This window comes from Amycolatopsis sp. cg5 (assembly GCF_041346955.1).
Classification (GTDB): domain Bacteria; phylum Actinomycetota; class Actinomycetes; order Mycobacteriales; family Pseudonocardiaceae; genus Amycolatopsis.
The window spans coordinates 4,346,106-4,372,066 of record NZ_CP166849.1 but is presented as its reverse complement, the minus strand read 5'-3'; the positions used below and the strand labels follow the sequence as shown (position 1 = coordinate 4,372,066).

The following is a 25,961-nucleotide window of genomic DNA, read 5'->3' as shown; positions in this document are numbered from 1 at the left end:
TTGCCCTCAGAGCTGGGGTGGGACGGTCGCGGGGCGGGTGGTCGCGGCGGCCTTGGCGGAGGCGAGTGAGGCGCCCGCGGCCGTCAGGACCTCGATGGCCTGGGCTTCGGGGAGCAGGTTGAACCAGCGCAGCGCGAGTTCGGTGCGTGCTGTCGGGGTTGGCGAGCCGTAGAGGCGGAACCGGCCGATACCGCCGTCGGGGTGGTTCTCCACGCGGACGTGGGTCACCGGGCGATCGGACGCGAGGCGGAACCGGTGTGTGGTGTCCGCCTGCAGCTTCGTCTCCGGCAGCAGCGGGAACCAGGCGTCGTCGTGATTGAGCGAAGACGTCGTCGCGTCGATGCCGTACAACGCCACCCGATCCGGCGGGTTGCCCCGATAGTGCGTGGTCGCGAACTCGGCGACCGAAGGCACCGCCTGACAGGCCAGCCGCACGATCGCCCAGTCGTGGCCGTCGTCGCGGCGGCGAGCGGTCTCCCAGCCGTCGGCCATGAACCGCGACTCCCCCGGCTGCAACATCTTCGCGGGCGGCGAGAAGAAGCTGTCGCTGCACCCGACGACCGTGCCGCCGCTCAGCGTCGCGACCAGGTCGAACGGAACACCGTCGAGGTCACGCGGATCCGGGACGACCTCGCCGTGCACCCGCAGCCGGGCGATGCCGCCGTCCGGCAGCATGTGCACGCGCAGATGCGTCACCCGCTGCTCACTGTCCACAGTGAACAGATTGTCCTTGCCGCCGCTCAACGGCCTCGGTGGTACGAGCTCGAACCATTCGGCCGCGTCCAGCTCGGCCACACTCGGGTACCCCTCGACGCCGGTCGCCTCGATCCGCACCTTCTCCGGGTAGTTCCCCAGGAAGAACGCCGTGTCGACGTTGATGCCGCGCACCACGCCCGGCGCACCGAGACGCAGCAGCGCCCAGTCGCTGCCGTCCGAGCGGCCGAACCGGCGGCGAGTCTCCCAGCCGTCGTACTCCTGGCCCTTCTCGGTGAACGTGTGCGGCCTGAACGTCGGCGCCTCGGCCTTGATCAGGTTCTCCTTGGCCGCGAAATAGTCGTCGCTGGCCGCCATCACGGTGCCGCCGTGCGGGCGGGACGCCAGGTCGGGCAGTGCGGTGAACTTCATGATTTCCTTTCTCTGGTCAGCAGTTCGCCACTCGGCTCCCCGTCGATCTCGCGTCCGCGCAGCCAGACGCGCTCGACCACGCCACGCAGCCGGGCACCCACGTACGGGGTCACCGGGTGACGCTGCCGGAGCCCGCCGGGGTCGACGGTGAACTCCGCGTCCGGATCGAAGACGACCAGGTCGGCGTCGACGCCGACCGCGATCCGGCCCTTGTGCGCAAGCCCGGTCAGCTTCGCGGGCGCGGCGGCCATCCAGCCGACGACGTCGGCGAGCCGATGACCGCGGGTTCGCGCGGCCGTCCACATCGCGGGCAGGCCGAGCTGAAGCGAAGACACCCCGCCCCAGGCTTCCCCAAAACCACCACGCTTCAAGTCCGGTGTGGACGGTGAATGGTCGGAGACGACGCAGTCGAGTATCCCGTCGGCCAAGCCCTGCCAAAGCCGGTCACGGTTGACCGAACCCCGGATCGGCGGACAGCACTTGAACTCCGTCGCGCCATCGGGAATCTCCTCCGCGGCCAACGTCAGATAGTGCGGGCAGGTCTCGGCACTCACCCGCACGCCGACCGCGCGCGCCGCGGCGATACGGCCGAGCGCTGTCGCCGACGACACGTGCAGGATGTGCACACGAGTCCCGTCCGCGCGGTTGAGCAGCCCGTCGATAGCCAGCTCCTCCGCGCGATCCGGGCGCGACGCCAGAAAGTCCGCATAGGACTGTCCAGGCTCACTCAGCTCCGCCGGATCCTCCGCGTGAACAATTAGCAGGCCATCGAAAGCCCTGATCTCAGCGAGGACTTTGTCGAGTTCGGCCCACGAGAGATGCGGGAATTCGTCCACACCGGACGGTGACAGGAAGCTCTTGAACCCGAACACCCCCGCGTCGTGCAACGGCTTCAGGTCGGTCAGGTTGCCAGGGATCGCACCACCCCAGAAACCGACGTCCACCACACACTGGCCCCGCGCGGCCTCGCGCTTTTCGGTCAGCGCGTCGACGGTGACCGTCGGCGGCAGGCTGTTCAACGGCATGTCGATGATCGTGGTGACCCCGCCCGCCGCAGCGGCCGCCGTCGCCGTCGCGAACCCTTCCCACTCCGTACGACCGGGCTCGTTCACATGGACGTGCGAATCGACCAAACCCGGCAACAACGCGAGATCGCCGAAGTCCTCGTCGCGAGTCGAATCAACCCGGACATCACGCCCGAGCACCGCGACGATCCGTCCATCATGGACACACACCGCCGCCGGACGCTCGCCATCGGGCGTGAACACCCGATCCGAGCGCACCATCAAGTCGTAGGTCACCGTGCCTCCAGGAAATCGTGGGCCACCCGCGCCGCGCACCGCCGGAGCAGGTCACCGGCATTGGCCATCGACCGGGTCGGATCCGGCTCCAGATCGGACAACGGATACACCGCCGAAATCCCCGCCTCCCGCAGCTGCGCGGCCGACAGCAGCGACCGCCCCGCGACCGCCACCACCGGCACGCCCGCCGCCATCGCGACCCCGGCAGGCGCCTTGCCACGCAACGTCTGCTCGTCGAGCGAGCCCTCACCGGTGATCACCAGCCGCGCGCCGCGCACGGCGTCCGGGAACCCGAGCAGTTCCAGCAGCAGCGCGATACCGGGCCGCATCCGCGCACCCAGCACCGCCATCGCCGCGAACCCGGCACCACCCGCCGCACCAGCGCCGGGCCGCCCGGCGACCTGCGGATCCACCGCCATCGCCCACCGCGTGAGCCCGTCCTCGAGCACCTCGACGTCCTCGGCCGTAGCGCCCTTCTGCGGCCCGTACACCGCGGCAGCCCCGTGCGTGCCGAGCAACGTGTTGTCCACATCGCTCGCCAGCTCGAAGTCCACTTCGGACAACCGAGAGTCCACACCGGACAGATCGACCCGCGCGAGGCGCCGCAGCGCAGCGCCACCGGGTGCGAGCGGTTCGCCATCGGCGTCGAACAGCCGCGCGCCCAACGCCGCCAACAGACCGGCACCGCCGTCCGTGGACGCACTGCCGCCGACCCCGAGCACGACCCGCTTGCACCCGGCCCGCACCGCAGCCCCGATCAGCTCACCGGTGCCGAAACTCGACGCCGTCAACGGCGCGAGCCCACCCGGCAGCCGATGCAGACCGGACGCCTCGGCCATTTCCACCACCGCGGTACCGGCCCGCCGCGCGTACGACGCGGTCAGCCGCTGCCCGGTCGGGCCGGTGACCAGCGTCCGCACCCGCCGGAACCCGGCCGCGACGGCGGCGTCGACCGTGCCCTCACCCCCGTCCGCCACCGGCAGCACCCGGACCGGCACACCGGGCACCGCCTCGGCGAGCCCGCCGGCCACCGCCGCGGCCACCTCGACCGCCGTCAACGACCCCTTGAACTTGTCGGGGGCGACCAGCACATGACTCATGGCAGCGGCTCGAACTCCTTCACGGCGTCGATCGCCGGACCGTGCGGAGTGTTCGCCTCACGCTCGATCATCACCTCGACCAGCACCGGCCGCGAAGTCGCCACCGCCTCCTTGCGCGCCCACTCGATCGTCTCCCTGATGTCGCCGGGATCGACCACGCGGCGCCCGGCGCAGCCGTACGCCTCCATGATCTTGACGTTGTCCGTGCCGTAGTCGTCGTAGTGGATGTCGACCTGGTAGTTCATGTCATACGGGATCGACGCCTGCCGGATCAGCCCGAGATACTCGTTGTTGATCATGATCAGCACGAACGGCACGTGATACTGCGCCGCCACCGCCAGCTCCTCGACCAGATACTGGAACCCGTAGTCGCCGACGATCCCGACCACCTCGGCGCCCGGCGCCGCCTTCTTCACCCCGATCGCGGCCGGAATCTCCCAGCCGAGCGGCCCTGCCTGCCCGCAGATCTGGTACCGGCGCGGCTTGTACGCCTTCTGATGCTGCCCGCCCCAGATCTGATACAGCCCGATCGCGGTCACGAAGTACGTGTCCTCGTCGAAGATCTCGTTGATCTCCTTGTACACGCGCGGTGCCTTGATCGGCGTCGTGTCGAAGTCCTCGCGACGACCCAGCGTCGCCTTCAGCTCGCCGATCCTGGCAACCCACTCCCCCGCCTCACGACCGGCTTTCCGGTCACGCGCGGTCTTCAACAAGGCCTGCAGGAACAGCTTCGCGTCCGAAACGATCCCCAGATCCGGCGGGAACACCTTGCCGAGCTGCGTCGGCTCGATGTCGACATGGATGAACTTCCGCTCACCGCGGTACACGTCGAGCGCGCCCGTGTGCCGGTCACCGAACCGCGCGCCAACCGCGAGCACGGTGTCAGACTCCAAAAAGGACGCGTTACCGTACCGCTGCGAGGTCTGCACCCCGGTGATCCCGGCGAACAGCGGGCTGTCCTCGTCGATCGCGCCCTTGCCCATCAACGTCACCTGAACCGGGATGTTCAGGTACTCCGCCAGCTCACGCAGCTCGCCCGCGGCCTCGGCGATGATCACGCCGCCACCCGCGAGCAGCAACGGCTTTTCCGCCGCCAGCAACAGATCCAGCGCACGCTCGACCCTCGGCTGATGCGGCTGCACGACCTCGACCGGCAACGGCGCGTCGATCGCGGCGTCGTACTCGATGAGCTGCTGCGCGACATCGACCGGGATGTCGATCAGCACCGGACCCGGCCGCCCGGACCGCGCGATCCGGAACGCCTCGCGGAAGATCCACGGCGCGGTGGCCGCCTCCTTGATCTGCACCGCCCACTTGGTCACCGGCTTCGCGATGTCCACAATGTCCACTGCCTGGAACGCTTCCGTGTGCAGCTTGGAAAACGCGGCCTGGCCGGTGATGCAGATGATCGGGATCGAGTCCGCCATCGCCGTGTACAGACCGGTGATCATGTTCGTGCCCGCCGGGCCCGACGTGCCGATCGCGACGCCGACCTTGCCGTTGGTGCGCGCCCAGCCGTCGGCCATGTGCGTCGCGCCTTCTTCGTGGCGCACGGTCAGGTGCTCGATGCCGCCGCGCACCTCCATCGCCTTGTACAGCGGGAGGATCGCCGCGCCGGGGCAGCCGAACGCGGTGTCGACGCCCTCCGACTTGAGCACCTCGACGACCGCTTCCATCGCCGGAATCCTGGTCATGATCGGTTCTCCCCTCGTCCGGACTGCTTCTCGAGCACGGCCAGCAGCGCCGAGTGGTCAAGGTCGCCCATGCCCTGCGCCCTGGCGGCCTGGATGTACGCCGCGACCTGGTTGCCGAACGGCAGCGAGATCTCGGCCTGGCGGGCGGCGTCGAGCACGATGCCCATGTCCTTGTGGTGCAGATCGATCCGGAATCCGGGCTTGAAGTTCCTGGCCAGCATCGATTCGCGCTTGAGTTCGAGAATGCGGCTCGCGGCGAGTCCGCCGGCGAGCACGTCGAGCCCGGCCTTGGCGTCCACTCCGGACGCTTCCATCAGCAGGATCGCCTCTGCCACAAGGGCATAGGTGCCACCGACAACCAGTTGGTTGGCGGCCTTGACGAACTGTCCCGCGCCGCTCGGCCCAACGAGCGCGGCAACCTTGCCGACAGCGTCGAAGACCGGCTTGGCAGCGTCGAAGTCAGCCTGTGCGCCACCGACCATAATGGACAGTACGGCGTTGATCGCACCCGCTTCGCCACCCGAGACGGGAGCGTCGAGCACGCGGACGTCCTTCTCGGCGGCCGCTTTGGCGACCCGCTGCGAGGTCTGCGGCTTGATGGTACTGAAGTCGATCAGCAGGGTGCCCGGCTTGATCGTCTCGAAGATCGTCGCGGTGACGGCTTCGACGTGCGGGTCGGCGGGCAGCATGGTGATCACGAGTTCGGCGCCGTCAATGGCTTCGGCGATGGAGCCGGCGGGCTTGCCGCCCTCCTGCGCGAGCTTGGCCACCGAGTCGGCGTTGAGGTCGAACCCGGTGACTTCGAACCCGGCTTTGACGAGGTTGGTGGCCATCGGCAAGCCCATGATGCCGAGGCCGATGAATCCGGTACGCATTGTTCTCCTTACAGGTCAAGCCACTTGAAGCTGTCGGCGCTCGTTCCGCTCGGCTTGTACTCCAAGCCGACGAAGCCGTCGTAGCCGCATCCGGCGAGCTTTCCGAGGTAGCCCTCGATGTCGAGGTCCCCGGTGCCCGGCTCGTTGCGGCCGGGCGCGTCCGCGATCTGCACGTGGCCGATCCGGCCGGTGTGCTCGGCGATGACCGCGTCGAGGTCGTCGCCGTTCACGGTGAGGTGATACAGATCGGCCAGCAGGCGCAGGTTCGGCGCCCCCGCCCGATCGATGGCGGCCAGCGCGTCGGCCGCGGTGAGCAGCGGATACCTCGGCGCGCCGCTGATCGGCTCCACCAGCACGATCGCGCCCTGCTGCCGCGCGGCGTACGCGGCCAAGGCGAGGTTCTCCATGCCGATTTCGTCTTGTTCTTCAGCCGATTTACGCTCTAAACGGTTGCCGTATAGGGCGTTATACGCGCGACAACCCAGCCTGTCCCCGATGCTGAGCGCGATCGGGATGTTCTCGCGGAACTCTGACGATCGCTCCGGCCACGACACAAGCCCACGATCGCCACCGGCCATGTCCCCGGCCGCGAAATTGAGCCCGACGAGCTGGACGCCGGCGTCCTCGATCGCCTTGACGAACTTGTCCACCTGGGCGTCGCTGGGGACCGCGGTGTCGAACGGCCACCAGAACTCGACGGCGTCGAACCCGGCCTTCTTCGCGGCTTCGGGGCGTTCCAGGAGCGGCAGCTCGGTGTACAAAATGGACAGGTTGATGTCGTACCTGGTCATGCCACACTCCCCCGGTACTTGCGCCAGTTCCCGATCTCGGTGATGTCCTTCAGCTGGACATGCGAGGTGTAGGCCCGGCGCAGCAGCATCGCGAACACCGAGCTCCCGTCGACCAGCTCGATCACACCGAGCTCCAACTCGTGTGGCTCGGACGGCAACACTTTGTCGCGCAACGTGTCCATCGGGATGTCGTAGACCTCACCCGCGATCTCGGCCCCGCCGTGCGCGACCGGGAACAACGCCGGGCACTGGTCCCCGACCGAGTAGAACCGGTACTTCGCGGCGGTCGTCGTCTCCGCCACCAGCTCCGCGCCGCCGAGCAGGTGGTGCAACGGCTCGCCACGCATGGCGCCCCCGTTGAGGAACATCAGTGCCACGAATACTCCTTTATGGACAGTCGTCGGTTCGATTACCCCGAAAGCCACTTTCGGCAGGTCCCATTACCCGAAAGCCACTTTCGTCAGATGCGACCTGACGAAAGCCACTTTCGGGGTCTGTCATGACCCCAATGCGTCGTTCGGTCCCTCCCAGGTCCCGAAAGCGTCTTTCGGTCCGTGCCAGGTCCCGAAAGCGTCGTTCGGTCCCTGGGACGTCCCCAATGCGGCTTTCGGTCCCTAGCAGGTCCCCAATGCGGCTTTCGGGACGTCCCAGGGACCGAAGGACGCATTGGGATTTTTTTCAGGGTGGATGGGGCCTGTTGAGGTGGTCAGGGGCTCGGTCGTGCCGCCTCTGCGGAGGGCGATGAGCTCGGCCGCGATGGAGATGGCGGTCTCGGCGGGGGTGCGGGAGCCGAGGTCGAGGCCGATCGGGGAGCGGAGGCGGGCGAGTTCGGCGGAGCTGAGGCCCGCGGAGCGGAGCCGGGCCAGGCGATCGGTGTGGGTGCGGCGGGAGCCGAGTGCGCCGATGTAGGCCACCTCCCGGCGGAGTGCGGCGGTCAGGACGGGGATGTCGAATTTGGGGTCGTGGGTGAGGACGCAGATGGCCGTGCGCCGGTCGGTCGCCACACCAGCCAGGTAGCGGTGGGGCCAGTCGACGATCACCTCGTGGGCGTCCGGGAAACGCGCGGAGGTGGCGAAGGTGGAACGGGCATCGCAGACGACCACGTGGTACCCGAGGAACCGGCCGACCGAGGACAGTGCCGCCGCGAAGTCGATCGCGCCGAAGATCAGCATCGACGGCGGCGCGACCCACGAGTCGATGAAGACCTCCAGCGAGCCGAGGCGGACGATGCCCGTCGCTCCAGAAGCGAGCATCGAACGGGCTTCGTCCACAAAGGACGCGTCGCCGACGTGGTGGTCGGCGAAGACCGCTGCGGACGGGCCGTCGCCCAGTACCCGGACCACGGCGACCGGCTCTTCCGAAACGAGCGCGGTGCGGATCGCGGGGTCGGCTCGCTGGACGAGGATGTCCAGCGAGCCGCCGCAGGTCAGGCCGACCGCGAACGGGTCATCGGCGGAGAAGCCGAACTCGGAGCGGACCGGCACGCCGGTGGTCAGCACCTGCTGGGCGAGTTCGTAGACCGCGCCTTCGACGCAGCCGCCGGACAAGCTGCCGATGACCGAGCCGTCGGCGCGGACGGCCATCGAGGCGCCGATCTCGCGGGGCGCGCTGCCCCGGACGGCGACCACGGTGGCGACGGCGAACGGTTCGTCCCAGCCGCGTAGCTCCTCCGCGATGTCCCGCATGGGATTTCTCCTTACGTGATCAGGGCTTTGAGGCCGTCGACGCCGAAGTACAGCGCGAAGATCGCGGCCAGGACGGTGAGCAGCCAGCCGGCTTCACGCCAGCGGCCCTTGCAGGTCTTGATGAGCACGAACGCGATGAGGCCAGCGCCGACGCCGTTGGTGATCGAGTAGGTGAACGGGATGAGCGCGACCGTCAGGAACACCGGGATGGTGTAATCCGTTTCCTGCCAAGGGATGTTGCGGATCTGGGCCATCATCATCCCGCCGATCACCACCAGCGCGGGCGCCGCGGCTTGCGCCGGTACCACGCCGGCGAGCGGCGTGAACAGCAGTGTCACCGCGAACAGCACGCCGGTGACCACGCTCGCCAGGCCGGTGCGCGCGCCTTCGCCGACGCCGGCGGCCGACTCCAGGAACACCGTGTTCGGCGACGCGCCGGTGACACCGCCCGCGACGGCGCCCGCGCCGTCGACGAACAGGATCCGGCCCATCCGCGGCACCTTGCCGAACTTCGACAGCCCCGCCTCGTCCGAGACGCTCGTGATGGTGCCCATCGCGTCGAAGAAGCCGGAAAGCACCAGCGTGAACAGGAAGATCGTCGCGGTGAGCGCGCCCGCCGAGGCGAAGCCGCCGAACAGGTCGACGTGTCCGACGAGCCCGAAGTCCGGGGCCGCGAACAGGTGCGACGGCAGCGTGGGCTCGGTGCGGCCCCACTCCCCCAGCCCGAACCCGTCGTGCAGGATCACCGCGAACACGGTCGCCACGCCGATGCTGATCAGCACCGCACCCGGCACCTTCCGGGCGATCAGCACCACCATGAGCAGCAGCCCGAAGCAGAAGACCGCGATCGGCCAGCCGTCGAGATGCCCGTCGACACCGAGCCGCACCGGTACCGGGGTGTTCGCCGCGTCCGGGGTCCTGGTGACGAAACCCGCGCTGACCAGGCCGACCAGCGCGATGTAGAGGCCGATGCCGACCGTGATCGCGGTCTTCAGCGGCGCCGGGATGGCGTTCATGATCCGCTCGCGGACCCCGCTGACGGCCATCGCCACGATGCAGAGGCCTTCGAGCACGACCAGCCCGAACGCCTGCGCCCAGGTCATCGTCGGCGCCATCTGGAAGGCGACGATGCCGTTGATGCCGAGCCCGGCGGCCATGGCGAGCGGCGCGTTGCCGATCAGTCCCATGAGGATGGTCATCACGGCGGCCGAAAGCGCGGTCGCGGTCGTGATCTGGGCCATGCTCAATTTGGCGCCGGTGATATCCGCCGAAGCGCCGAGAATGAGCGGGTTGAGCAGAACAATGTAAGCCATCGCGACGAAAGTGGTGACGCCGCCGCGTATTTCCCGTGGAACACTGGAACCGCGGGCTGAGATCGAGAAAAGCCGCTCGAGAGCTGGTCGACGGGGTGGAGCCGAGGTCTTTGTTGCGGGTTCCTGAAGCTGAGTCATGCGCCCTGCCCTTGCCGGTGGGTGTACTCGACCAAGCCCTGTATTTCCACAGGGCCTCGATCGAGGGGGAGGTTAAAGTTTTTCCGGTGCTCCGGTCAGCACCGGGAATTCACTCAGTAGTCGATGCGGTCAGGCTGATCGAGCCAGGCCGCGAAGGGCGCGAAACCGTCCTGGTTGGACACTCGGGTCACGGGTACGTCCCAGGTTTCGCGTGGCTTGTCGAACAGTTCGTAGAAGGCGAGGTCGTCGAACCCCGCCTTGGCCGCGTCGTGCCGGTCGGCCGCGAAGATCACCCGGTCGACGCGGGCCCACAGCGCCGAACTGAGGCACATCGGGCACGGCTCACAGGAGGAAACGAGCACGCAGCCGTCGAGCTTGAACGTCTGCAGTTTCTGGCACGCCTCGCGGATCGCGACGACTTCGGCGTGCGCGGTCGGGTCGAGCGTCGGGGTGACGCGGTTGACGCCGGTCGCGATCACTTCGCCGTCTTTGACGATCAGCGCGCCGAACGGCCCGCCGCCCGCGGCGACGTTCTTCGTCGCCAGTTCGACGCTTTCGGCCAGCCACTGTTCTTCGGTGCTCACTTCTTCTCCTCGGTTCCGGTGATGTGCTCGGGTCGTACCGGCACGCGGGGCAGTTCGAGCCCGGTGGCCGCGCGGATCGCGTTGGCGATCGCCGGCGTCGCGCTGATCGTCGGGGGCTCACCGACGCCGCGAACACCGTACGGCGCGTGCGGATCGGCTCGTTCGAGCACGTCCACCCGCATCCGCGGCATGTCCAGGATGGTCGGGATCAGGTAGTCCGTGAACGACGGGTTCCGGACTTTGCCGTCCCTGACCAGTATTTCTTCCATCACCGCGAGACCGAGGCCCTGCGCGGAGCCGCCCTGGATCTGCGCGACGACGGCGTCGGGGTTCATCGCCTTGCCGACGTCCTGCGCGCAGTCGAGCTGCACGACCTTGACCAGGCCCAGGTCCACGTCGACGTCCACGACCGCCCGGTGCGCGGAGAAGCCGTACTGGACATGCGCGTCGCCCTGCCCGGTCTCGGGATCCAACGGATAGGTCTTGCGGTGGTGATATTCGCGGGTCTCCTCGACTGCTTCGTCGCCGAGCACATCGACCAGGCTGACCAGCGCTTCCCCATCCGAAGCGACCAACTTGCCGCCCGCGAGCACCACGTCGTCACGCCCGAACCGGGCACGCACAGCCGAGGCCACGGCCCGGCAGGCGTTGCGGACCGCGCCCCCGGTGATGTAGGTCTGCCGTGACGCCGAGCTGGACCCGGCGTCACCGACGCTGGTGTCCGCGACGTGCACGGTCACCCGCTGCACGCCCAGCTCGGTCCGCGCGATCTGCTGCTGCAGCGTGACCAGGCCCTGGCCGACTTCAGCCGCGGCGGTGTGCACCAGCGCGACGGCCTCGCCGCCGATCACTTCCAGCCGCACCCGCGCGGTCGAGTAGTCGTCGAGCCCCTCGGCGTACGAGATGTTCTTGATCGTCACGCCGTACCCGACCCCGCGCACGACACCTTCGCCGTGCGTCGTGTTCGAAGCCCCGCCCGGCATGTCGCGGATGTCGACCGGCCCGGTGCGTTCCGGCGGCAACGGCATGTCCTTGAGCCGCTGGATCAGCTCACCCACGGGCGCCGGGAAGTCGACCAGCTGACCGGTGACGTTCGTGGAGCCCTCGCTCATCGCGTTGAGGATCCGCAGGTCGGCCGGGTCCATCTGCAACGCGGCGGCGAGCTTGTCCATTTGGGACTCGTAGGCGTACGTCGGCTGGACGGCGCCGAGCCCGCGCATCGCGCCGCAGGTCGGGTTGTTCGTGTAGACGCCCCAGCCCTCGATCTTCGCGTTGGGCACGTTGTACGGGCCGACGCTCAACGTCGTGCCGTTGCCGACCACGACCGGCGTCTTGGACGCGTACGCGCCGCCGTCGAAGTACAGCTTCGCGCGGACGTAGACGAGCTTGCCGTCCTTGGTCGCGCCGTGCTCGTAATACATCTTCGCCGGGTGCCGGTGCACGTGCCCGAAGAACGACTCCAGCCGGTTGTAGACCATCTTGACCGGGCGTCCGGTGCGCAGCGCGAGCATGCACGAGTGGATCTGCATGCTCAGGTCCTCGCGCCCGCCGAACGCGCCGCCGACGCCGGACAGCGTCAGCCGCACCTTCTCCAGCGGCAGGCCGAGTGCCTTGGCCGTCTGCCGCTGGTCGACGTGCAGCCACTGGGTGGCCAGGTAGAGGTCGACACCGCCGTCGTCGTCCGGCACCGCGAGGCCGGACTCCGGGCCGAGGAACGCCTGGTCCTGCATGCCGATCTCGTAGACACCGGACACCACGACGTCGGCCGTCGCGTCCGGGTCGCCCTTGAGGATCCGCTGGTAGCGGACCAGGTTCCCGTCCGGGTGCAGATGCGGGAGCGTGTCGTCGTGCGCGGCGCGCTCGGGGTCGGTGATCGGCTCCAGCACCTCGTACTCGACCACGATCTGCTTGAGCGCCTGCCGCGCGATCTCGGGGTGATCGGCGGCGAGGATCGCGACCGGCTCGCCCTGGAAGCGCACCCGGTCGGCCGCCAAAGCGGGCGTGTCCTGGTACTTCAGGCCGTAGATGTTCTCGCCTGGCACGTCATCGTGGGTCAGCACCGCGTAGACACCGGGCACGGCGAGCGCGGGCGCGATGTCGAGCCGGGTGATCCTGGCATGCGGATGCGGGCTGCGCAAAGTGGCGCCCCACAACATGTTCTCGTGCCACAGGTCCGAGGAGTACGCGAACTCGCCGCGCACCTTCAGCGTCCCGTCGGGGCGCAGCGGGCTCTCGCCGATCCCGCCGGCGATGGTGTCGTTCAGCTCCTGGGGTGACCTCGCCGGTGCGCTCATCGCTTGCTCGCCGCCAGCCGGACCGCGTCCAGGATCTTCTCGTACCCGGTGCAGCGGCACAGGTTCCCGGCGAGCGCCTCGCGGATCTCGGCGTCGCTCGGGTTGCCGGTCCGCTCGATCAGATCATGCGCCTGGATCAGCAGTCCAGGCGTGCAGAAGCCACATTGGACGGCCCCGCATTCCACAAAGGACTCCTGGATCGGGTCGAGCCGGTCCCCCTCGGCGAGCCCTTCGACCGTGCGCACCTCGCGGCCTTCGACCTGACCGGCCGCGACCAGGCAGGCACAGGCGGGTACGTCGTCGAGGTAGACCGTGCAGGAGCCGCATTCGCCCTGTTCACAGGCGTTCTTCGAGCCGGGGAGGCCGAGTCGCTCGCGCAGCAGGTACAGCAGGCTCTCGCCTTCCCAGACGTTGTCCGCCTGGCGATGTTCGCCGTTGACGGTGACGTTCACGCGCATTGACGGCCTCCTCCACGATATTCGTCCCAAGCCCAGCCGAGCGTCCGCCTGGCGATGACAGCCAGCGCGTGCCGCCGATAATCCGCGCTTCCGCGCACGTCGTCGATAGGCGACGCGGCCTGCGCGACCAGTTCGCCGAAGCGGCGTTTCACCGAGTCGTTCAGCGCTCTCGGAGATTCCCACAAACCGTCCAGCTCGCCGTTGATGAACTCCTCGGCGTCGACCGCGCGCCGGGGCGTCGGCGCGGCCGAGCCGACGCCGGTGCCGACCCGCCCGCGGTCGGCGTGCAGTGCCAGCCCGAACGCGCACACGGCGATGACCATGGCGTTGCGCGTGCCGATCTTGCTGAACTGCTGCGGCCCGGTCGCCGGGTCGAGCCAGACCGCGCTGATCAGCTCGTCCGGCTCCAGCACGTTCCGCTTGACGCCCAGGTAGAAGTCGCGGGCGGCCACGATCCGGGTACCCCGCGCCGAGGCGATCTCCACCTCGGCTTCGGCCGCCAGCAGCGCCGGGTGGGAGTCACCGGCCGGCGACGCGGCGCCCAGGTTGCCGCCGACACTCCCCCGGTTGCGGATCTGCGGCGAGCCGACCGTCCGCGCGGCCATCGCGAGTCCGGGCAGGCGGTGCCCGAGTTCGGCGATGATCCGCGTGTACGGCACGTTCGCGCCGATCCGAATCCGGCCGTCCACAAAGGAGTGATCGTGCAGCTCGCCGACCCGGTTGAGGTCGAGCAGCGCGGCCGGGCGCCGGTGGTCGAAGTTGATCTCCACCATGACGTCGGTGCCGCCGGCGATCGGGATCGCGCCGGGGTTCTCCGACTTCATGGTCAGCGCTTCAGCGAGCGTCGTCGGTCGCAGGAAGTCCATGTCAGGCCTCGCGCCGCACAGTGCCCTCGATGAGCCCGTACGGCCGGTCGGCCGCGAAGAAGACCTCACCCGGGTTGTCCAGGCCGAACGGCTCGAGATCGACGAGGAAGTGGTGCTTGTTCGGCAGGGAAAGGGAAACCTCGTCCAGCTCGGGCACGGTCTCCAGCACGCGAGTGCCCATGGCGTAGAGCGTCTGCTGCAACGACAGGCTGTGCGTGTCGGCGAACGCCTCGAGCAGGCTCTCGCGCGCGGCCTCGTAGACCTTGGCCCAGTCGGCGTCCTCGACACTGAACCGCCAGGTCGCGGACACCGCGGTGGCCAGGATCCGGTCGGTGGTCTCCCCCAGCGTCGTGTACTGGTCGCGCGGGAAGCCCCAGAATTCCGAGCCCGTCGAGTTCAGCACGGTCAGGTCCTTGATCCCGCCAGTGACCCGGGCTTTCACGCCATCGTAGGAAACTACAGCCGTGCGCGTGCCCTCGCCGGAGCGTGAGAACGAGTGGTGCCCCAGCCGCGTCCACGGGTAGCTCTCGATGCTGACGGTCGAGTGGTGGATGCTCTCCTGCGAATCCACGAAATGCCTGGCCAGGCGCAGGCCGTACGCCTCGATCTCGCCGATGCCGTCCCTGGCGAACGCGAAGACTGTGTTTTTCTGCGTGTCCGTCGCCAGTACCTTGTCGTTGGCGCCGGTCAGGTGCGTGTCGGTCATGTCGCCGGACAGCGCGACGCTGACGTTCAGGTCGGTGATGCGGTGGGCTTCGTTATCGCGGTCGATGCGCACGACGCGGTTTTCGGACTTGCCGTACTGGTTTTCACCGAGAACGATCGCCATGGATACCTCAACTTCCGCGGTAGGTGGAGTATGCGAACGGGCTGAGCAGCAGCGGGACGTGGTAGTGCGCGGTGTCGTCGGTGATCCGGAAGGTCACCACGACCTCGGGGTAGAACTCGCCGTCGACCTCGAAGACCAGCCGGTACACGCCCGCTTCGGGGTTCCAGCCGGAGATCCGGCCGTCGTCGTCGGTCTTGCCCTCGAACACGACCGCGCCGTCGCGACGCTCAAGCCGGACCGGGACACCGGCGGCGGGTTTGCCGGCGGCGGCGTCGAGCACGTGGGTGGACAGGCTCACGCCGCCACCAGCTTCCGCAGCCGGAGCGCGACGATCTTGCGCAGCTCGTCGCGGACGACCTCGCGTTCGGTCTCGTCGTCGTTGCCGAGCCTGACCCTCAGGTTCGCCAAGATCTCCGAGGCGTCCAGCCCGGTCGCGCAGATCAGGAAGACGCGGTCGAACCGGCGCTCGTACTCGGCGTTTCCGGCCGCGAGCTGGGCTTTCACGTCGTCGGCCGACTCGGCGGCCGCGGCCTGCTCGCCGCGTGACCAGGTCGCTTCCTTACCGGTCCCGGCCGCCCGGTCCCCGATGCGGGGGTGCGCGCTCAGCGCCTCGACGATCCCGTCCCATTCCAGGGTCGCGAGTTCGGCGTCGCCCGCCTTGACCAAGGCGTCGACGTCCGTGAAGGGCCGCCGCGCCGCGACCCGGCCTGCCCAGCGCGGTGAGGCGCAGCAGGCCAGCAGGTCGCGCTCGGCGTCCGGATGGGTGGTGAACAGGTCGAACATGTGAAGCAGTACACACTTCCGCCGACCGGCTCAGCCACGGGTGAACACCCGAAACCGGGCGTTCACTTCGGGTTCGTTTTTGTGCTTTCCTCCAAAGCAGTCCACGCTGTCCGTGTGCGCTACTGAAAGCTCACCCGAACGCGGAGGTGCGGTGCGACTTCGAGCCCTGCTGGACACGCCTGAGCTGGGCCTGTCCATGCTGGTCGGCGCCGACGCGCTCGACCGGCCGTTCGAGCGCGTGTTCACCGCCAGCCTGCGCGACCCCAGCCGGTACCTCACCGGCGGCGAGGTGGTGCTGTCGGGCATGCAGTGGCCGAGTCCCGCGGACGCGAGCGCGTTCGTCGACACCCTGTCCGACGTGGGAGTGGTCGCGCTCGGCATCGGCACCGCGGAGGTCGGCGGCGGCCCGGTGCCCGGCTTCCTGGTCGACGCGTGCCGCGCGGTGGGCCTGCCCCTGTTCGAGGTCCCGGTGACCGTCTCGTTCGCGACGATCACCGAACGGGTGATACTCGGCCTTGCCGCCGAACGCTCCGAACAGGGCGCGCTCGACCGGCACCGCCGCCTCGTCGCCGTCGTGACCGCGGGCCGGGGCCTTCCCGCGCTGGTCGAGGCGGGCGCCGCCGAACTCGGCGCCGACTGCTGGGTGCTCAGCGCGACCGGCCGGGTCATCACCGGGACGGGTGAGCCACCGGCGGCCGAACACCGCGCCGCACTCGCCCGCCGGTTCCTGCTCGCCGACCGCCTGCCCAGGGTTGTCACCGGCAAGGACGGCAAGGCCATCTCCTTGCTCGCCGCGGCCAGCAAGGACGGGCACCGGGTCGCGAGCTGGTTCCTCGCCGTGGAAGGAAATCACGGCCGCTGGGACCGGGCCAGGCAAGAGGTCGCGGCCGAGTTCGCGAACCTCGTCGGCCTGGAGCGCTCCCGGTTCGACGAGACCAAGCGCGTCGAGAACCGCGCGGCGGAACCGTTGCTGCGCTTGGCTTTGTCGGAGGAAGCGAGCCAGGCCCAGATCGCGTCTCGCTTGCCTGCCGCCGAATTCTCCGCGACGGACCCGGTCTTCACGCTGTCGGCTTCGGTGCAAGGCGGCGGGCCCGGCCTCGCCCCGGTGATCATCGACGAGCTGTTCGCGCCTTACCGGGCACCGGCTTTGGTCGGCAACGTCGACGGCGAGGCGTTCGGCCTGCTCCGCGCCCGCGCGCTCGGCTACGAGAAGCTGGACGCCTTCGTCGCCGAGGTCCGCGAAGCCGTCCGCACGATCGAACCCGCGCTCGGCTCGGCGAGCCTCGCCGTCGGCATCAGCCGGGCGCCGGACGCGGCCGGGCTGCATGCCGCCGTCCACGAATCCCGCCACGCACGCAGGCTGGCCGAACTCGCACCGGGCCGCGCTTCGGTGGTCGCGGGCGACGAAGTCGCGTCACACCTGCTGCTCTTGGCGGCGGTTCCCGACGAACTGCGCCGCTCGTTCCGCGCGAGGGTTCTCGGCCCGCTGCTGGCTTACGACGCCGCGCACAACTCCGAACTCGTGCACACGCTCAAGGTTTTCCTCGAACATTCGGGCTCGTGGACGCAGACCTCGGCCGAACTTCACTTGCACGTCAACACCTTGCGGTACCGCGTCAGCCGCATCTCCGAGCTGACCGGGCGCGACCCCGCGCGGTTCGCCGACCGCGTCGACCTTTACCTGGCGGGCTGTTTCACGCAGGAGTGGGGATAAATCCCGTCTCGGCGCCCGGCCGCCCGTCGCTAGCGTCGCCGTCATGGACGAGTCAGTGTTCCCCGACTTCTATCGCGAGCACGTCGGAAGGCTGACCGCGTTCCTGCTCGTCCAGGGTCACGCGCCCGCCGACGCCGCGGCGGCCGCCCAGTACGCGATGGCCACGGCCAGGCGGCAGGACGGCCGGTTGCCGTCGACCGCACCCGAGTTGCTCACCTGGGCCATGCGCGTCGCCGGGGACTCGTTCCGGCACCGGCCCGGCCACGACACGCCCGCCCAATCACTTCTGCGGCTGCCCGAAGCCGTGCCTGCCCCGTTCAGCATGGACTTCGCCCGCCTCGGTTACCCGGCGAACGCGGTCATGGCCTGGGCATCGCTGGACTACCCCGCAGGCGAGATCGCGTATGAACTCTTCCTGCCGCTGGAGCAGGTCAAGCGGATCATCACCGACGGACCGCTTCCGGAGCGGCTCGAAGATCTGGCGGGCGCGCTCGACTTGGACCTCGACGACGGCCTCCTGGAGGTGTTCAGGCCCACGCTCATGCCCGCCGCCTACGGTTTCGACGCCCAGTCCGCGATCCCGCCGTACTGCGCGCCCCGGCTGCCAGGCCTGCGCGACGATCTGGCCGTCTCGCCTTCGGCACTGCGCACCTACGCGATGACCGCCGCGTCCAGGCCCGCGGCTCAACGGGTCCGCCACCGCTACGGCATCCCGGCAGGCGACCTGGGCACCGCCCGCCTCGCCGCCTGGTTCGCCGCGCACACCGACCGATTCCGCCGCGATCAGTCCACAATGTACTGGGGCAGCGCGTACGCCGACACCGACCTCAACGCCTTCGCCGCCGCACTGACCCGCGACATCGCCCGCCTGCCGCACTGCCTCAGCACCGATGTGCTGGTCAAAGCCGGCCAACTCGCCAACGCCGCGCACGACGACGAGCCCGACTGGAACGACGTCAAAGATGCCGCGCTGGCACTGGCTTCGGCGCTGAGCACGCAACGAGAGACCGCGCTGGACCGAGCGCTCGACGAGCTGCGCCCCCAGCGCTACGAACCGATCCCGCTGCTCAAGGACGCGCTCACCCGCGATCTCATCCAGGCGCACACGATGTCGCTCGAACTCGGGCATCTGGCCGCCGACGCCGAACTCGATCTCGCGCTGCCCGAGTGTCCGGGCACCGACCTGACCCGCGACCTCGCCACCCATGAAGCCTTCAACCTCGCGCTGGTCAACGGGATCGACGCCATCGAGTCCGCGCTCACCGACCTGACGGCCGCGGACCTCAGCACGGCCGACCTGCGCGGCATCGAACTCGCCGGCGTCCGCTGGTCGGAGATGACCAGGTGGCCCGCGGACCGGGCGGACGACATCCGCGCGCACTCGCGGGCGACGGCGCCGGGGCACTACACGGTTTCGCCTGGTCTCGACCGCTGGCCGGGCTGACTTCCGCTTGGCCTGGCGCTTCACCCAGGAATGCGGCTGAACTTGGTTTGGCGCGGGCCGGTGGCGGGCACCTCCCCACTGTGACATCTGTCGAGCTCCCGCACCGCCCGACTCTGCCGCGCGGACGGGGCCCGATCTCGAGATCGATCCTCCACGCGTATCTCACCGGGCAGCGAGGCGACGTCTTCCCGACCGAGCGGGTGCAGGCGACCCAGTTCCTCGAGCGGCGCTTCGCCGAGCACGTGCACGTGATGTGTGTCCGCGACTTTGAGAAAGGACTACCGTTGAATCACGCACCGGTTCATCGGGGAGGTGGCTCCCATTTTGACTGTGAGGCGTGACGTCCCCACCGCCGGCGCTTCGGCGGGCGGTGTCGAAACGCTGCGCGCGCTCATGGAGATCGCCCCGGAAACCCATCACTATCGCTGCCGCGTCGGCCACGCTTGGTCGGCCGCAGCCCTGCTCATCGAGCGCAATCGCCGGTCCGCCGACGAATCCTCGATCGCCGCCGAGGTGCTGCGCAAGTACCTCATCGCGCTGAACCCGCCGTTGGAGGACGGCGAGCTCATCCCATGATGCGGCCGATCCACGACCTGGAAACGCACCTCACCAGCGAGCGGGGGGCGACGATCGTCCGGCCCACCGGCGTACTCGACGTCAGCACCTTCCCCCAGCTGCGCGACACCCTGCTCAAATGCGCCGCGGACCAGCCTGACGTGGTCATCGTGCTGATGGACGACCTCGTCGTCGGGAGCAACCACCTGTACAGCGTCTTCGTGCAGGTCTGGATGCGGACCTCGGAGTGGCCGGGCGTGCCGATCATGCTGGTCGCCGAAGACCGCAGGCTCCACCGTCGGCTGACCGAGCTGCCCGCCGCCCGGTTCGTGCCGGTGCACGGCAGCGTCCGCAAAGCCATTTCCGCCGCAGGCAGCCCGCCGCAACGCCGCCGCGCCGAGAACTGGCTCCCCGCGCTGAGCTCGGCTTCGCACCTGTCACGCCAGTTCACCGCCGAGATCTGCCGCAGGTGGGGCGTGCGCTGGCTGACTTACGACGCCGCGGCCATCGCCACGGAGTTCGTGGAGAACACGTTGCAGCACACCGACAGCGAACCGGTGCTGCGCCTGGAGCTGCGCCGGCGCCTGCTCAGCGTCGCGGTCGCCGACGAGAGCCCGCGCCTCGCCGTGTTGACCGAGCGGAGTACCGACGGCAGCCTCAGCCTCGGCCTGCTGGTGGTGGCTCAGAGTGCACGCGCCTGGGGCTGCACTCCTACCCATTCTGGAGGCAAGGTGACCTGGGCGATCCTGTCCATCGACGCTCCCCGGTACGAACTGCCCGGCGAGTTGTAACTTTTATGCGTGACCGAGCAGCGGAGTGAGCCGACCGGGCTCGACGAACTGCGTGACGCGGCACTGTCGGCGATCCTCGTGATGGAGCAGACCGAACGGCCTACCGATCAGACGGGGAAGTGATACCGAGCGCCAGCAAGGCCTCGGCCCGCTCGCGGTAGACCACGAAGGCGCGGTCCATCCCCGTCATCCTCAGCGTGCGGCGCATCGGGAAGCTGCTCACCACCAGCGCCATGTCCACCTCGGTCTCGTTCGCCCTGCGCTGCAGATCCGCGAGCATGTTCAGCCCCACGCTGGAGCAGAACAGCACATCGGTCAGGTCGACCAGGAAAGCCTGGCTCTCCGGCCGCGGCAGGCCGGTGGTCAGTCCGGCGACCTTGTCGATGTTGGCCAGATCCAGGTCTCCCGCGATGGTCACCACCACCCGGTCGGTGCCGAAGGTGGTGACGGTGATGGAAAACCGCTCGCTGAGTGAGCCGATCACCGTCCTGCCGAAAGTCCGGCTGAGCCGGGGCGGACGCTGGCTCGTCATGGTGGACTCCAAGTCCTCTCCACCATCATCTAGGCACCGGACTGAACATGCAACAACCCGCTCGGGTCGTGAGCGTCGCGGGCGGTTCTATCGGGCGGTTCTATTGAGCGGAAGTTCAACGGTGGCGTGTCTGGTGTGCTCGGCCGTGGCCGGGGTGGCTGACGACTGAGGTTCGTTCAGGGCGGAGTGAGTGCGGTTTGCGCGTTGGACGACGCGAACCGCACTCACTCAGGCACTTGGCCCGGCTATGAGGGGAGCCTTCATCCGCGGTCGGTTCGGGTGAGGGCCTCCCTCACCCGAGCCGAGTGGGTGGGGGCCTCTCTCACCCGTATATGCGGTCGAACTAAGCCCTCACGCCACGGATCCGAGTGAAGTAGGCCCTCACCCGCGCCCGACCACGACCCTGCCGTGGACGAGACAGCCCGAAGGGGTCGTGAGTGTTTTCGCCGGTTAGAACCGGCCGTACCACTCACGACCCACGTCGAGCCGACGATCACGCCACCTTTGCGTTTCCCCTCAATAACCGGCGAAAACACTCACGAGCCTTTTAGGCGGTGGTGCCGTAAACCTGCATCTCGAACAGCGAGTAGCCGTACGCGGTGCCGCGCGCCGTTCCGTTGACCCGGACATAGCGGCCGGTGCCGGTCAGCCCGGTCAGGTCATCCGTGCCGCCGTTGCCGGTGGTGGTCGTGAAGATCGTGGTCCAGTTCGAACCATCCGGCGAGGTCTGGATGGTGTACGACTTGCCGTACGCGGCCTCCCAGGTCAGCTTGACCCGCGAGACGTTCGCCGTGGCGCCGAGGTCGACGCGCAGCCACTGCGGATCGACGCCCTCCTTGCTCGCCCAGCGCGCGCCGGTGAGGCTGCCGTCGAACGCCGCCGAAGCCGGGTAGCTGCTCGACTCGACGCTCGACGCCGTGGCCGGCTTTCCTTGGGACAGCAGGACAGGCGTGCCGCCCGGCGCGGTGATGGTCAGGATGAACGTCACCGAGTGCGTCGCCGACGGCGAGGTGCCCGTCACCGTGATGGCCGAGGTGCCCGCCGGCGCGTCGGCCGTGGTGGCGATGCGCAGTGTCGAGGTGCCGTTGCCGGTCACCGATGCCGGGGTGAAGGTCACCACGGCGCCCGGCGGGACGTTGGCCGCGTCGAGGGAGACCGTTTCCGCGGCGCCGGACAGTGTCGCGACCGTGACCGTCGGGGTCGCCGCCGAGCCCGCGGTGACCGTGGCGGCCGCCGGGTTGACCGCGACCGAGAAGTCCTTGGTACCGACGGCATTCACCGTCAGCGAGTAGTTCGCCGACTTGGTGCCGGACGCCGCGGCGCCGTTGATCTTGACGGCGTAGGTGCCTGCCGGGGTCGAGGCGGAGGTCTTGAACGAGACCGTCGAACCCTGGCCCGCGGTCACCGAAGCCGGGGTGAACGTGGCCGTGGTGCCGCTCGGCAGCCCGGACGCGGACAACGCGACCGACTGCGCGGTGCCGGAGACGACGGTCGTGCTGACCGCGGCCGAGGTTTCACCGCCCGCGCTCACCGAACCCTGCTGCGGGTTGACGCCGACCCCGAAGTCGTTGTTCGTGCCCGCCGCGGTGAAGACCCACTGGGCCGCCGTTCCCGAGCAACTTCCTGTCACCACCAGTGTTCCGGACGGGCGATAGCACTTCGTGTTGTACTGCATATCCGAAATCGTCAGATTCGGGTTGATGGACCACTGCTGACTCGCCGCGCCCGTGCATTTCTGCAGCACGACCTTCGAACCGGACAGCGTCGCGCACATGTTGTTGATCTCCATGAACGCGCCGTGGAAGGTGAACCGCTGCGCCGACGAGCCGTTGCACGCGGCGGTGGTCAGCTGCACACCCGAGGTGGTGCTGTTGTTCGGGTCCTCCAGGCACTGGCCGTTGGAGTTGTTCTTGTATTGGCCGACCGACTTGTTCGGCTGCGCGCCGCCGTAGCATTCACCGGTGCTGGTGTTGAACAGCGGCGTGTTGTCGACGACCTCGCTCGACGACGGGTCGACGACGATCGGCTCCATCACCGGGGTGCCGTCGGAGTTGTAGTGCGTGAGCGCGTCCTCGCAGTCGATCGCGTTGTACGCGCTGCCGCCCTTGCCGCCGACCCACAGGTCGATGTGCCGCAGGCCGGGCCCGCCGTTGGGCCCTTCGCCGTCCCAGTCCTGGTTACAGGAGGAACAGTCGTCCTCCATGATGAAGTACTTCTTCACTCTGGGCACGTAGATCTTGGTGCCCGCCTTGTAGACCTTGGTCGTGGTGGCGAAGGTGATCGGGTCGGCATAGGTGCCCTTGCCGCCCGCTTCGTCGTGGATCTTGGGGTAGGCGATGTCGCCGCCTGGCGGCGTGTTGTCCCACCAGCCGTAGAAGGTCATGAACGTCTGCTGGGTGGTGGCCGCGCTCGCCGGTGCGGCCGCTGCCAAACCGAGAATGGTTATCAGTGCGATAAAGGCTGCCGCCGCTTTCGCGGCCAGAGCATGCCGATTCATGACGCCTCCGTGGGGGACCGAGCGTAGGTGTCTGAGAATCACCTCGGCGACGCGCGATCGTCAAGGCCTTTCGTTAGGAAATTTTCCTAACTATGCCCGGCAGCCGAAACCATGCCGCACAATAGGTAAACAACGGGTGTCACGGTTTCCCTGAAAGCCGCAATTAGGGCATCCGGCACCCCTGAAGTTACCTTTGACGACTTCGGCATCGGTGATCAACTAACCGAAAACCAAGATCAAAATGTTTCACCCGATGTGACAGCGAATTTCGCTGAGCTGGCCGTAGCGACCCCGGCGCCGGGGTGCGAATGTCGTAATCCGCCGTAGTCCGACGCCGGTACAGAGGAGTAGGCACCGCCGATGCAAGCCTTCACGCTGCCCGAGTTCTATCTGACCTACCCGGCACGGATGAACCCGCACCTCGAGCGCGCGCGGACGCACAGCATGGCCTGGGCCAAGGCGATGGGGATGATCGACTCCCCCGAGCCGGGCGGCGGTGTCGTCTGGGACGAGGCGGAACTGGCCAGGCACGACTACGGCCTGATGTGCGCGTACACCCATCCGGACTGTGACGGGGCGGCACTCGAACTGATCACCGACTGGTACGTGTGGGTGTTCTTCTTCGACGACCACTTCCTCGCGCACTTCAAGTACACCCGCGACATCGAAGGCGGCCGCGCCTATCTGGACCGGCTCGAACGGTTCATGACCCGCGAGGGCGAGACGCCGCCGGAGCCGGAGAACCCGGCCGAGGCCGGGCTGCTGGACCTGTGGGCGCGGACGGTGCCAGCGATGTCGACGGACTGGCGCGAGCGGTTCATCGAGAGCACGCACAACCTGATGGTCGAGTCGCTGTGGGAACTGGTCAACATCGAGCAGGGCCGGATCGCGAACCCCATCGAGTACATCCAGATGCGCCGCCGCGTCGGCGGCGCGCCGTGGTCGGCGAACCTCGTCGAGTACGTGGCGGCCGAGGTGCCGCACCGGTTCGCGCACACCCGTCCGCTGGAGGTGCTGCGCGACACCTTCTCCGACGCGATCCACCTGCGCAACGACATCTTCTCGTACCAGCGCGAGGTCCGCGAGGAGGGCGAGAACTCCAACGCCGTGCTCGTCTTCGAGAAGTTCTTCGACATCCCGACGCAGGAAGCGGCCGAGATGACGAACGACCTGCTGACGTCGCGGCTGCACCAGTTCGAGAACACCGCTCTCGCCCACGTCCCGATGCTCGCCGGCGTCAAGGGCGCGACGCCTGACGAGCTGGCCGCCATGACCGCGTACGTCAAAGGCCTGCAGGACTGGCAGGCGGGCGGCCACGAATGGCACCTGCGGTCGAGCCGGTACATGAACGAAGGCGCGGTCTCGGGCGGGCTCGGCGGCCCGACCGGGCTCGGCACCGAGTCCCTCACCCCGGGCAGGCTCGGCGTGAAGCGCCGGACCGAGCAGCACACGTTCGTGCCGAACAAACCCGTCGGCCATCTGCCGCTGCCCAAGCTCTACATGCCGTTCCAGTTCAAGGAAAGCTCGCATCTCGACAGCGCCCGCGACCACGCCGTCGAGTGGGCGCGCGAGATGGGCCTCTTCGAGGCGGGCTCACCTTGGGACGAGCAGCGCATGCGCGGCATCGACCTGCCACACTGCGCCGCGATGATCCACGCGGACGCCACCGCCGAACAACTCGACCTCAGCTCCGACTGGCTGAGCTGGGGCACCTACGGCGATGACTACTTCCCGCTGGCCTTCGGCGTCAAGCGTGACATCGCGGGAGCGCAGCTCTGCGCCGAGCGGTTGTCGCTGTTCATGCCACTCGATGCGGGAGAGACCCCGCCTTCGGCCATACCTCTTGAGAAAGGCCTCGCCGACCTGTGGCGTCGCACCGCCGGTCCGATGACCGAACCCGCGCGTGCGGTCTTCCGCAAGGCCGTCGAGGACATGCTGGGCAGCTGGGTGTGGGAGGTGGCCAACCAGGCGCAGAACCGCGTGCCCGATCCTGTCGACTACGTGGAGATGCGACGCCGGACGTTCGGCTCGGACCTCACCATCAGCCTGGCCAAGCTCGCGCACTACGAGCTGTTGCCGCCGTGGATCCACCAGACGAGGGTGGTGCGTGAGCTCGAGACCGCGGCGCAGGACTACGCCTGCTTCACGAACGACCTGTTCTCGTATCAGAAGGAGATCCAGTACGAGGGCGAGATGCACAACATGGTCCTCGTCGTCGAGAACTTCCTCGGCGTCGACCCGCTCAAGGCCCGCGACGTCGTCGCCGACCTCATGAAAGCGCGGATGGAGCAGTTCGAGAAACTCACCGGCGAGGACCTCCCTCAGCTGTTCGAGGACTTCAGCCTGGAACCGGACGTCCGCGACGCCCTCACCAGGCACGCCGAGCTGCTCAAGGACTGGATGTCCGGCATCCTCGAATGGCACCGCCGGTGTGTGCGCTACCGGCCGGAGGAGCTGGAGCGGCTGTACGCGCCGTCGCCCGTCGAGGTGAACGCGAGCTTCTCCTTCCTGCCCAGTGGATTGGGCACTTCGGCGGTACGTGTCCGCCCTGCGAACGTCTGACTCCGACGATCGGGCGGTGTTCCTGTCACG

23 protein-coding genes are annotated in these 25,961 nt (G+C 68.4%); 5 read left to right on the top strand and 18 right to left on the bottom strand.

The genetic code is table 11. The annotated features are described in order from the left end of the window. Nucleotides 1-6: 6 nt before the first annotated feature. The 16 genes from alc to uraD form a co-directional block, all read right to left on the bottom strand. A complete protein-coding gene (gene alc, locus AB5J62_RS19690) occupies nucleotides 7-1,125 on the bottom strand; it encodes an allantoicase (protein ID WP_370949724.1) in 1,119 nt (372 codons plus the stop codon). Then, entirely contained in the window at nucleotides 1,122-2,411 is a 1,290-nt protein-coding gene (gene allB / locus AB5J62_RS19685) for an allantoinase AllB (RefSeq protein WP_370950299.1), read from the bottom strand. Before allB ends, alc begins: the two co-directional genes overlap by 4 nt. Nucleotides 2,412-2,422: 11 nt before the next feature. Then, nucleotides 2,423-3,526 carry a glycerate kinase gene (locus AB5J62_RS19680; protein ID WP_370949723.1) on the bottom strand — a complete coding sequence of 368 codons (1,104 nt, stop codon included), beginning with the start codon at nucleotides 3,524-3,526 and terminating at the stop codon, nucleotides 2,423-2,425. Beyond that, nucleotides 3,523-5,220 carry a glyoxylate carboligase gene (gene gcl / locus AB5J62_RS19675; RefSeq protein WP_370949722.1) on the bottom strand — a complete coding sequence of 566 codons (1,698 nt, stop codon included), beginning with the start codon at nucleotides 5,218-5,220 and terminating at the stop codon, nucleotides 3,523-3,525. Before gcl ends, AB5J62_RS19680 begins: the two co-directional genes overlap by 4 nt. Beyond that, nucleotides 5,217-6,095, bottom strand: a complete 879-nt coding sequence (locus tag AB5J62_RS19670; protein WP_370949721.1) for a 2-hydroxy-3-oxopropionate reductase — start codon at nucleotides 6,093-6,095, stop codon at nucleotides 5,217-5,219. Before AB5J62_RS19670 ends, gcl begins: the two co-directional genes overlap by 4 nt. Before the next feature lie 8 nt (nucleotides 6,096-6,103). Then, entirely contained in the window at nucleotides 6,104-6,886 is a 783-nt protein-coding gene (locus AB5J62_RS19665) for a hydroxypyruvate isomerase family protein (protein WP_370949720.1), read from the bottom strand. Next, complete coding sequence (locus AB5J62_RS19660; protein WP_370949719.1) at nucleotides 6,883-7,263, bottom strand: gamma-glutamylcyclotransferase; 381 nt, start codon at nucleotides 7,261-7,263, stop codon at nucleotides 6,883-6,885. Before AB5J62_RS19660 ends, AB5J62_RS19665 begins: the two co-directional genes overlap by 4 nt. A gap of 237 nt (nucleotides 7,264-7,500) precedes the next feature. Beyond that, nucleotides 7,501-8,571 carry an XdhC family protein gene (locus tag AB5J62_RS19655; protein ID WP_370949718.1) on the bottom strand — a complete coding sequence of 357 codons (1,071 nt, stop codon included), beginning with the start codon at nucleotides 8,569-8,571 and terminating at the stop codon, nucleotides 7,501-7,503. An 11-nt stretch (nucleotides 8,572-8,582) separates the two neighbouring features. After that, the gene (locus tag AB5J62_RS19650; RefSeq protein ID WP_370949717.1) at nucleotides 8,583-10,022 is read right to left on the bottom strand and encodes an NCS2 family permease; all 1,440 of its coding nucleotides are present in this window, start codon (nucleotides 10,020-10,022) and stop codon (nucleotides 8,583-8,585) included. A 113-nt stretch (nucleotides 10,023-10,135) separates the two neighbouring features. Beyond that, on the bottom strand, nucleotides 10,136-10,606 hold the full coding sequence (locus AB5J62_RS19645; RefSeq protein ID WP_370949716.1) for a nucleoside deaminase: 471 nt from the start codon (nucleotides 10,604-10,606) through the stop codon (nucleotides 10,136-10,138). Further along, nucleotides 10,603-12,900 (bottom strand): xanthine dehydrogenase subunit D, encoded by a 2,298-nt coding sequence (gene pucD / locus AB5J62_RS19640; protein ID WP_370949715.1) that lies wholly within the window; start codon nucleotides 12,898-12,900, stop codon nucleotides 10,603-10,605. The genes AB5J62_RS19645 and pucD overlap by 4 nt, the downstream gene beginning before the upstream one ends. Continuing rightward, a complete protein-coding gene (locus AB5J62_RS19635; RefSeq protein WP_370949714.1) occupies nucleotides 12,897-13,358 on the bottom strand; it encodes a (2Fe-2S)-binding protein in 462 nt (153 codons plus the stop codon). The genes pucD and AB5J62_RS19635 overlap by 4 nt, the downstream gene beginning before the upstream one ends. Beyond that, on the bottom strand, nucleotides 13,349-14,224 hold the full coding sequence (locus tag AB5J62_RS19630; protein WP_370949713.1) for a xanthine dehydrogenase family protein subunit M: 876 nt from the start codon (nucleotides 14,222-14,224) through the stop codon (nucleotides 13,349-13,351). The genes AB5J62_RS19635 and AB5J62_RS19630 overlap by 10 nt, the downstream gene beginning before the upstream one ends. Nucleotide 14,225: 1 nt before the next feature. Continuing rightward, nucleotides 14,226-15,053, bottom strand: coding sequence for a factor-independent urate hydroxylase (pucL, locus tag AB5J62_RS19625; protein WP_370949711.1), 828 nt, complete (start codon nucleotides 15,051-15,053; stop codon nucleotides 14,226-14,228). Between the two features lie 7 nt (nucleotides 15,054-15,060). Then, nucleotides 15,061-15,351, bottom strand: coding sequence for a hydroxyisourate hydrolase (gene uraH / locus AB5J62_RS19620; protein ID WP_370949710.1), 291 nt, complete (start codon nucleotides 15,349-15,351; stop codon nucleotides 15,061-15,063). Next, entirely contained in the window at nucleotides 15,348-15,836 is a 489-nt protein-coding gene (gene uraD / locus AB5J62_RS19615; RefSeq protein ID WP_370949709.1) for a 2-oxo-4-hydroxy-4-carboxy-5-ureidoimidazoline decarboxylase, read from the bottom strand. Before uraD ends, uraH begins: the two co-directional genes overlap by 4 nt. A gap of 151 nt (nucleotides 15,837-15,987) precedes the next feature. Here uraD and AB5J62_RS19610 point away from each other — a divergent pair, with 151 nt between their 5' ends. The 4 genes from AB5J62_RS19610 (at nucleotide 15,988) to AB5J62_RS19595 (ending at nucleotide 20,340) form a co-directional block, all read left to right on the top strand. Then, nucleotides 15,988-17,550, top strand: coding sequence for a PucR family transcriptional regulator (locus AB5J62_RS19610; RefSeq protein ID WP_370949708.1), 1,563 nt, complete (start codon nucleotides 15,988-15,990; stop codon nucleotides 17,548-17,550). Between the two features lie 43 nt (nucleotides 17,551-17,593). Next, nucleotides 17,594-18,994 (top strand): hypothetical protein, encoded by a 1,401-nt coding sequence (locus AB5J62_RS19605; RefSeq protein ID WP_370949707.1) that lies wholly within the window; start codon nucleotides 17,594-17,596, stop codon nucleotides 18,992-18,994. Between the two features lie 330 nt (nucleotides 18,995-19,324). Continuing rightward, a complete protein-coding gene (locus AB5J62_RS19600; protein ID WP_370949706.1) occupies nucleotides 19,325-19,570 on the top strand; it encodes a hypothetical protein in 246 nt (81 codons plus the stop codon). Then, nucleotides 19,567-20,340: a hypothetical protein gene (locus AB5J62_RS19595; RefSeq protein ID WP_370949704.1), complete on the top strand. Its 774-nt coding sequence runs from the start codon at nucleotides 19,567-19,569 to the stop codon at nucleotides 20,338-20,340. Before AB5J62_RS19600 ends, AB5J62_RS19595 begins: the two co-directional genes overlap by 4 nt. A 100-nt stretch (nucleotides 20,341-20,440) precedes the next feature. Here the strand turns inward: AB5J62_RS19595 and AB5J62_RS19590 are convergent, their stop codons facing one another. Together AB5J62_RS19590 and AB5J62_RS19585 are read right to left on the bottom strand one after the other, a co-directional pair. Then, nucleotides 20,441-20,872 carry an STAS domain-containing protein gene (locus tag AB5J62_RS19590; protein WP_370949703.1) on the bottom strand — a complete coding sequence of 144 codons (432 nt, stop codon included), beginning with the start codon at nucleotides 20,870-20,872 and terminating at the stop codon, nucleotides 20,441-20,443. A 547-nt stretch (nucleotides 20,873-21,419) separates the two neighbouring features. Beyond that, on the bottom strand, nucleotides 21,420-23,369 hold the full coding sequence (locus AB5J62_RS19585; RefSeq protein WP_370949701.1) for a discoidin domain-containing protein: 1,950 nt from the start codon (nucleotides 23,367-23,369) through the stop codon (nucleotides 21,420-21,422). A 360-nt stretch (nucleotides 23,370-23,729) separates the two neighbouring features. Here AB5J62_RS19585 and AB5J62_RS19580 point away from each other — a divergent pair, with 360 nt between their 5' ends. After that, nucleotides 23,730-25,931: a germacradienol/geosmin synthase gene (locus AB5J62_RS19580; RefSeq protein WP_370949699.1), complete on the top strand. Its 2,202-nt coding sequence runs from the start codon at nucleotides 23,730-23,732 to the stop codon at nucleotides 25,929-25,931. The last annotated feature ends 30 nt before the right edge of the window (nucleotides 25,932-25,961 follow it).

Bases quoted from the DNA above. Each gene is read 5' to 3' on its own strand.
- alc (WP_370949724.1), bottom strand. From the start codon at position 1,125: ATGAAGTTCACCGCACTGCCCGACCTGGCGTCCCGCCCGCACGGCGGC.
- allB (WP_370950299.1), bottom strand. From the start codon at position 2,411: ATGGTGCGCTCGGATCGGGTGTTCACGCCCGATGGCGAGCGTCCGGCG.
- AB5J62_RS19680 (WP_370949723.1), bottom strand. From the start codon at position 3,526: ATGAGTCATGTGCTGGTCGCCCCCGACAAGTTCAAGGGGTCGTTGACG.
- gcl (WP_370949722.1), bottom strand. From the start codon at position 5,220: ATGACCAGGATTCCGGCGATGGAAGCGGTCGTCGAGGTGCTCAAGTCG.
- AB5J62_RS19670 (WP_370949721.1), bottom strand. From the start codon at position 6,095: ATGCGTACCGGATTCATCGGCCTCGGCATCATGGGCTTGCCGATGGCC.
- AB5J62_RS19665 (WP_370949720.1), bottom strand. From the start codon at position 6,886: ATGACCAGGTACGACATCAACCTGTCCATTTTGTACACCGAGCTGCCG.
- AB5J62_RS19655 (WP_370949718.1), bottom strand. From the start codon at position 8,571: ATGCGGGACATCGCGGAGGAGCTACGCGGCTGGGACGAACCGTTCGCC.
- AB5J62_RS19650 (WP_370949717.1), bottom strand. From the start codon at position 10,022: ATGACTCAGCTTCAGGAACCCGCAACAAAGACCTCGGCTCCACCCCGT.
- pucD (WP_370949715.1), bottom strand. From the start codon at position 12,900: ATGAGCGCACCGGCGAGGTCACCCCAGGAGCTGAACGACACCATCGCC.
- AB5J62_RS19635 (WP_370949714.1), bottom strand. From the start codon at position 13,358: ATGCGCGTGAACGTCACCGTCAACGGCGAACATCGCCAGGCGGACAAC.
- AB5J62_RS19630 (WP_370949713.1), bottom strand. From the start codon at position 14,224: ATGGACTTCCTGCGACCGACGACGCTCGCTGAAGCGCTGACCATGAAG.
- pucL (WP_370949711.1), bottom strand. From the start codon at position 15,053: ATGGCGATCGTTCTCGGTGAAAACCAGTACGGCAAGTCCGAAAACCGC.
- uraD (WP_370949709.1), bottom strand. From the start codon at position 15,836: ATGTTCGACCTGTTCACCACCCATCCGGACGCCGAGCGCGACCTGCTG.
- AB5J62_RS19605 (WP_370949707.1), top strand. From the start codon at position 17,594: ATGGACGAGTCAGTGTTCCCCGACTTCTATCGCGAGCACGTCGGAAGG.
- AB5J62_RS19595 (WP_370949704.1), top strand. From the start codon at position 19,567: ATGATGCGGCCGATCCACGACCTGGAAACGCACCTCACCAGCGAGCGG.
- AB5J62_RS19590 (WP_370949703.1), bottom strand. From the start codon at position 20,872: ATGACGAGCCAGCGTCCGCCCCGGCTCAGCCGGACTTTCGGCAGGACG.
- AB5J62_RS19585 (WP_370949701.1), bottom strand. From the start codon at position 23,369: ATGAATCGGCATGCTCTGGCCGCGAAAGCGGCGGCAGCCTTTATCGCA.
- AB5J62_RS19580 (WP_370949699.1), top strand. From the start codon at position 23,730: ATGCAAGCCTTCACGCTGCCCGAGTTCTATCTGACCTACCCGGCACGG.